At 74.6% G+C, this 6504-nt stretch carries 7 protein-coding genes; 1 reads left to right on the top strand and 6 read right to left on the bottom strand.

What is annotated here, in order from left to right:
* Window positions 1–157: 157 nt before the first annotated feature.
* Window positions 158–1495 carry a sulfate adenylyltransferase subunit 1 gene (locus ACI79T_RS04825; RefSeq protein WP_456608911.1) on the bottom strand — a complete coding sequence of 446 codons (1338 nt, stop codon included), beginning with the start codon at window positions 1493–1495 and terminating at the stop codon, window positions 158–160.
* 68 nt (window positions 1496–1563) lie between these two features.
* On the opposite strand from ACI79T_RS04825, the gene ACI79T_RS04820 reads away from it, so the two are divergent.
* Window positions 1564–1791: a hypothetical protein gene (locus ACI79T_RS04820; RefSeq protein ID WP_456608910.1), complete on the top strand. Its 228-nt coding sequence runs from the start codon at window positions 1564–1566 to the stop codon at window positions 1789–1791.
* Here the strand turns inward: ACI79T_RS04820 and cysD are convergent.
* From cysD to ACI79T_RS04795, 5 genes are all read right to left on the bottom strand, one after another.
* On the bottom strand, window positions 1782–2690 hold the full coding sequence (gene cysD / locus ACI79T_RS04815) for a sulfate adenylyltransferase subunit CysD (protein WP_456608909.1): 909 nt from the start codon (window positions 2688–2690) through the stop codon (window positions 1782–1784). The genes ACI79T_RS04820 and cysD overlap by 10 nt on opposite strands.
* Before the next feature lie 84 nt (window positions 2691–2774).
* A complete protein-coding gene (locus ACI79T_RS04810; RefSeq protein ID WP_456608908.1) occupies window positions 2775–3512 on the bottom strand; it encodes an inositol monophosphatase family protein in 738 nt (245 codons plus the stop codon).
* 2 nt (window positions 3513–3514) lie between these two features.
* The gene (locus ACI79T_RS04805) at window positions 3515–4234 is read right to left on the bottom strand and encodes a PaaI family thioesterase (protein WP_456608907.1); all 720 of its coding nucleotides are present in this window, start codon (window positions 4232–4234) and stop codon (window positions 3515–3517) included.
* A gap of 22 nt (window positions 4235–4256) precedes the next feature.
* Window positions 4257–5723: a sensor histidine kinase gene (locus tag ACI79T_RS04800; protein ID WP_456608906.1), complete on the bottom strand. Its 1467-nt coding sequence runs from the start codon at window positions 5721–5723 to the stop codon at window positions 4257–4259.
* Window positions 5720–6484, bottom strand: a complete 765-nt coding sequence (locus ACI79T_RS04795; protein WP_456608905.1) for a response regulator transcription factor — start codon at window positions 6482–6484, stop codon at window positions 5720–5722. Before ACI79T_RS04795 ends, ACI79T_RS04800 begins: the two co-directional genes overlap by 4 nt.
* Between the last annotated feature and the right edge of the window lie 20 nt (window positions 6485–6504).

Genomic DNA, 6504 nt, shown 5'->3' with positions numbered 1-6504 from the left:
TCCCGAACGCCTAGCGCCGGCGCCGCCCCGCGACCCCGCCCCCCCCCCCCCCCCCCCCCCCCCCCCCCCCCCCCCCCCCCCCCCCCCCCCCCCCCCCCCCCCCCCCCCGCGACCTGCAGACCCTGCGCGGTTTCGAGGTGCTGCCGGTGACCCTGCGCTAGCTGCCGGGGACCAGCATCCCGGCGCCGACCGTGGCGTTGGTCGCCTCGTCGACGAGGATGAACCGGCCGGTCACCCGGTTGCGGGCGTACTCGTCGACGAACAGCGGCTGGGTGGTGCGCAGCCGCACCCGCCCGATGTCGTTGAGCCCGAGCTCGCCGGCGTCCTGCTCGCGGTGCAGCGTGTTGACGTCGAGCCGGTACTGCAGCTCCTTGACCACCGCGCGCACCGAGCGCGTCGTGTGCTTGATCGCCAGGCGCTGACGCGGGCGCAGCGGCTCGTCGGTCATCCAGCACACCAGCGCGTCGAGGTCCTGGGAGACGTGCGGCGCGTTCGCCGGGCGGCAGATCAGGTCGCCCCGGGAGACGTCGAGGTCGTCGGCCAGCCGGACGGTCACCGCCATGGGGGCGAAGGCCTCGTCGACCGGGCCGCGCGGGCCGTCGATGCCGGCGATCGTCGTCGTCAGCCCGCTGGGCAGCACCTGGACCTCGTCCCCCGCGCGGAGCACGCCGCTGGCGACGGTGCCGGCGTAGCCGCGGTAGTCGTGGTGGGCATCGGACTGCGGCCGGATCACGTACTGCACCGGGAACCGGACGTCGACGAGGTTCCGGTCGCTGGCCACGTGCACGTGCTCGAGGTGGTGCAGCAGCGAGGGGCCCTGGTACCAGGGGGTGCGCTCCGAGCGGCGGACGACGTTGTCGCCCTGCAGCGCGGAGATCGGGACGACGGTGAGGTCGGGGACCTCGAGCTTCGCGGCGAACGCGGTGAACTCGTCGCGGATGGCCTCGAAGGTGTCCTCCGACCAGTCGACGAGGTCCATCTTGTTGACCGCGACGACCAGGTGCGGCACCCGCAGCAGCGAGGCGAGGAAGGCGTGCCGCCGGCTCTGCTCGAGCATGCCCTTGCGCGCGTCGACCAGCACGATCGCCAGGTCGGCGGTGGAGGCCCCGGTGACCATGTTGCGGGTGTACTGCACGTGGCCGGGGGTGTCGGCGAGGATGAACGTGCGCCGGGGCGTGGCGAAGTACCGGTAGGCGACGTCGATGGTGATGCCCTGCTCGCGCTCGGCGCGCAGGCCGTCGGTGAGCAGCGCGAGGTTCACGTAGTCGCCGCCGGCGCTGGCCCGCTCGACCGCCTCGTACTGGTCCTCGAACACGGCCTTGCTGTCGTAGAGCAGCCGGCCGATCAGCGTGCTCTTGCCGTCGTCGACCGAGCCGGCGGTGGCGATCCGCAGGATGTCCTTGCGCGCGGTGGCGATCTCGGCGGCCGCCTCGGCGGCGGCTGAGTGGACGTCGACCGGGGCGTCGGGGTGGCGGCCGGGCTGAGCGGCGGTCATCGGGAGCTCTCCTGGCAGAGGACGGCGGTGGGGCGGACGCTGGGGTCCGACGCCCGGGGAGGGAGCGCATGTTCGTGTTCGCCGCGGCGGTGCCCGGGCTGCTGGTCGTCGTGCTCGGGTACGTCGTGGGCCACGCGGTGGCCGCGTGGATCTGCGGCGTGCTCGGCGTCGAGGGGCAGCGGCCGCCGGAGGTGGCGGGCTGGCTGACCGGGCTGGTGCTGCTGGCCGTCGTCGTGCGCGCGCTGGTGCGCCGGTGGCGTCGCCGTCCCGGAGGGCGTGCGGGCCATCAGAAGTAGCCCTCCTTCTTCCGGTCCTCCATCGCGGCGTCGCTGACCTTGTCGTCGCCCCGGGTCGCGCCCCGTTCGGTCATCCGGGTCACCGCGATCTCGGCGATGACCTCCTCGACCGTGGTGGCGGTGGAGGGGACGGCCGCGGTCAGGTTCGCGTCGCCGACGGTGCGGTAGCGGACGCTCTCCCGGCGGACCTGCTCGCCCTCGCGCGGGGAGATGAACTCGTTGACGGCGTAGCGCATCCCCTGCCGCTCCACGACGTCCCGCTCCTGCGCCAGGTAGAGCGCCGGGATCGCGATCTCCTCCCGCAGGATGTACTGCCAGATGTCCAGCTCGGTCCAGTTCGACAGCGGGAAGACCCGGATGGACTCGCCCAGGTGGATCCGGCCGTTGTAGAGGTCCCAGAGCTCGGGCCGCTGGTTCTTCGGGTCCCACTGGCCGAACTCGTCACGGAAGGAGAACACCCGCTCCTTGGCGCGGGCCTTGTCCTCGTCGCGGCGGGCACCGCCGAACAGGGCGGTGAAGCCGTGCTGCTCGACCGCGTCGAGGAGGACCGGGGTCTGGATCCGGTTGCGCGAGCCGTTGGGCTCCTCCCTGACCGTGCCGGCGGCGATCGCGTCGGGCACCGAGGCGACCACCAACTGCACGCCGAGCTCGGCCACCCGGCGGTCGCGGAACTCCAGGACCTCGGGGAAGTTCAGCCCGGTGTCCACGTGCATGACCGGGAAGGGGATGCGCGCCGGCGCGAACGCCTTGCGGGCCAGCTCCAGCATCACGATCGAGTCCTTGCCGCCGGAGAACAGCAGCACCGGCCGCTCGAGCTCGGCCACCACCTCACGGATGACGTGGATGGACTCGGCCTCCAGCGTCTCCAGCTGGCTGAGCCGGTAGTCGGGGGTGGTCACGCGCGCGAGCTCCAAGGGATCGGGGATCGGGTCGGCACCGGCGGCAACCCGATCGGCTTGGTGCGGATTCCCGCACAGTCTCCGCTATCGGGCCGCGGCGACGGCAGCCAGGACCTGGTCGGCCACCTCCGGCCGCGTGACGACCAGGTCCGGGAGGGCGGGGTCGGGCAGGTTGTAGACCAGCGGGGACCCGTCCAGCCGGCAGGTCACCAGACCGGCGGCGTGGGCGACGGCGACCGGTGCGGCGGAGTCCCACTGGTACATGCCACCGGCGTGCACGTAGGCGTCCACCTCGCCTCGGACGACCGCCAGGGTCTTGTAGCCGGCCGAGCCCAGCGGGACCAGCTGCCCGCCGAGCGCCGTGGCCACCGCCCCTGCCTCGGCCGGCGGGCGGGTGCGGCTCACCGCGATCCGGACCGGTCCGTCCGGGCGGGCCGGCAGCGCGGGCGCCGGGTCCGTGACGTGCACCTCGCCCAGGGCCGGGAGCGCGACGGCGGCGGCCGCCAGCGCGCCCCGGACCCACAGCGCCACGTGCACGGCCCAGTCGGAGCGCTCGGGGTCCCCGTACTCCCGCGTGCCGTCGAGCGGGTCGACGATCCAGACGCGGTCGGCCGACAGCCGCCGGGCGTCGTCGCCGGCCTCCTCGCTGAAGACGGTGTCACCGGGCCGCTCGGCCGCGAGCACGCCGGCGATCGCCCGCTGGCCGGCCGCGTCCCCGGCGTCGCCGAGGGGGCGTCCGGTGAGCCCGGCCGAGCGGAGCGGGAGCAGCGCGTCGGCCGCGGCCCGGGCGGCGAGCGCGGCGATCCGGACGTCGCTGGCCACGGTCAGCCCTGCTCGACGGCGGTGGCGTCCCCGGCGTTCCCCGGCGGGCGGTGCGCGCCGGAGGCGTCGGTGACCGAGCCGAAGTAGGCCGCGAGCTTCTCCGGCCGCGGCATGACGAACAACCCACGGGCCTCCACGAGCGGCCGGTCCGGTGCCTCGTCGAGCGCGATCGAGCCGGCGATGACCGACTTGCGGCCGACGGTCTCCTCGACCCAGCCGCGGAAGCGCAGCGGGCGGTCGAGCGGCACCGGCCCCCGGTAGTCCAGCTCCAGGTGCGCGGTCATGCCCCACAGCCCGTTGACGGCGGCGGTGTCCCCGAGCACCTGGTCCATGAACAGGGCGCTCATGCCGCCGTGCAGGTAGGTCGGCGGGCCCTCGTAGGCCGCGCCGAGCGTGGCCACGGCAGTGACGACGCCGTCCTCGACGGCGAAGCGCAAGGGCGGCGCCATGCCGCTGGCCGAGCCGCTCACCGGGTTGAACACCCGGCGGCCGCGGGCTGGGTCGTCCAGGGGCGGGAGCTGGGCCAGCGGCCGGCGCGGCCCCTCGATGCACGCCACGGCGGACCGCACCCGCTCGGCGGCGGCGGCCACCTCCGCGGCCCCGGCGGTGGTGGTCACCGAGAGCTCGATCAGCTCGCGCACCGCCGCGGCGAGGTCCTCGGCCGCGGCCAGCAGCCCGGCATCAGGGGTCCCGCCGTCGGGGCTGCCGTCGTTCGTCGTCACCAGCAGATGGTCGCAAGCGCCCTCAGGCCTGCGGCGCGCCGCCCCCGGCCGGTCCGCTGCGGGGGAGCCGCACGGTGACCGCCAGCCCGGCCCCGGGTGCGGTCTCCAGCGACGCCGAGCCGCCGTGGGCCGCGGCGAGGGAGGAGACGATCGACAGGCCGAGGCCGGTCCCGCCGGCGGCGCGGGTGCGGGAGGCGTCCGCGCGGTAGAACCGCTCGAACGCCCGCGCCGCGTCCTCGGCGGCCATGCCCGGGCCTTCGTCGGCCACCCGCAGCAGGAGCACGTCGGCGTCGGCCGGGTCCTGGGCGACCGAGACCTGCACCCGGGTGCCCGGCGGCGTGTGCGTGAGGGCGTTGGTCACCAGGTTGCCGACGACCTGGCGCAGCCGGCTCTCGTCCCCGCGCACCACGGGGACGTCGGTGAGCGACTCGTCCAGGTGCAGGCTGATCGGCCGGTCGGGCTGCACCGCTCGCGCGTCGTGCACGGCGTCGCCGGCGACCGCCGCCAGGTCGACCGGCGCCATCGCCAGCGGTCGCTGCTGGTCCATGCGGGCCAGCAGCAGCAGGTCCTCGACCAGCAGGCCCATCCGGCCGCCCTCGGCCTCGATCCGCTGCATCAGCCGGGCGACGTCCTCCTCGGAGCGGACCGCGCCCTGGCGGTACAGCTCGGCGAAGCCCCGGATCGAGGTCAGCGGCGTGCGGAGCTCGTGGCTGGCGTCGGCGACGAAGCGGCGCATCCGCTGCTCGGAGCCCCGCGCCTGCTCCTCGGACGCCTGCTGGGCGCGGAACGCGCTCTCGATCCGGGCGAGCATGCCGTTGAGCGCCGTCGACAGCCGGCCCACCTCGGTGCGCTCGTCACCCGCGGGCACCCGGCGGGACAGGTCTCCGGCGGCGATCGCCCGGGCGGTCTGCTCGACGTCGGCCAGCGGGCGGAGCGAGTTGCGCACCAGCACGTACCCGGCGGCGGCCAGCATGGTCAGCACGACGAACCCGACGACCAGCTCGATGGCCACCAGCCGGCTGATCGCCCGCTGGTCGCCCTCCAGGTCGGTGCCGACGACCAGCGTGTATCCACCGGGGAGCTGGCCGCTCATGACCCGCCACTGGGTGCCGTCGTCGGCGCGGACGGTGACCGGTTGCTCGGCGAGGTCGCCGTCGATCACCCGTTCCGCGTCGATCTCCGGGATGCCTCGCTCCTCGGGTGGCCCCTGGAAGTCGACGATCGCGTCCGCGTCCGGAGCCAGGCAGCCGGCGTAGGCCGCCCGCGGGGTGGCCCGGTACTCGCCGTCGAGGCAGGCCTCGAAGACCTTCGGGCTGGCCTGGGTGACCGCCGCGCGCAGCGCCTCGTCCTGCTGGTCGGTGAGGTACCGCTCCAGGAGCGAGGTGGTCGCGAAGCCCGTGGCCAGCAGCGCGACGGCGACCAGCCCCACGAGCAGCGCCACGAGCGTGACCCGCAGGGGGACGCGGGGGCCGCCGCGGGGCTGGCTCACGAACCGCGTGGGAGCCGCAGGGTGTAGCCGACCCCGCGGATGGTCTGGAGGAGGCGGGGCTCGGTGGTGTCGATCTTGCGGCGCAGGTAGGAGATGTAGGACTCCACGACGTTCGCCTCGCCGTTGAAGTCGTAGTTCCACACGTGGTCGAGGATCTGCGCCTTCGACAGCACCCGCCCGGCGTTGGCCATGAGGTAGCGCAGCAGCTTGAACTCGGTGGGGGAGAGGCTGATGACCTCGCCGGCCTTGATGACCTCGTGCGACTCCTCGTCCAGCTCGATGTCGGCGAAGGTGAGCCGGGGCGCCTCCACCGTCCGCTGCGCGCCGGCCGTGCGCCGGAGGACCGCCCGGATGCGGGCCACGACCTCGTCCAGGCTGAACGGCTTGGTCACGTAGTCGTCGCCGCCGAGGGTCAGGCCGGAGATCTTGTCCTCCGGCGCGTCCCGGGCGGTGAGGAACAGCACCGGCGTGTGCCGGCCGGTCTCACGCAGCCGCCGGACGACGCCGAAGCCGTCGAGCCCGGGCATCATCACGTCGAGCACCAGCAGGTCGGGGCGGTACGACGCGGCGAGGGCCAGCGCCTGCTGTCCGTCGGCCGCCGTGGCGACCTCGAAGCCCGCGTAGCGGAGGCTGGCCGAGAGCAGCTCCCGGATGTTGGGCTCGTCGTCGACCACCAGGAGGCGGGCCTCCGGGGCCGAGCGGCCGGTGGGCTGGTTCCCCGACACTGCTCCTCCGGTCGCGTGCGCCGTTGCCGTCGTCATGCACCCAGGTTCGGGGCAGC

Source organism: Blastococcus sp. SYSU DS0619 (assembly GCF_054051035.1).
This window is presented reverse-complemented; position numbering and strand designations above follow the sequence as displayed.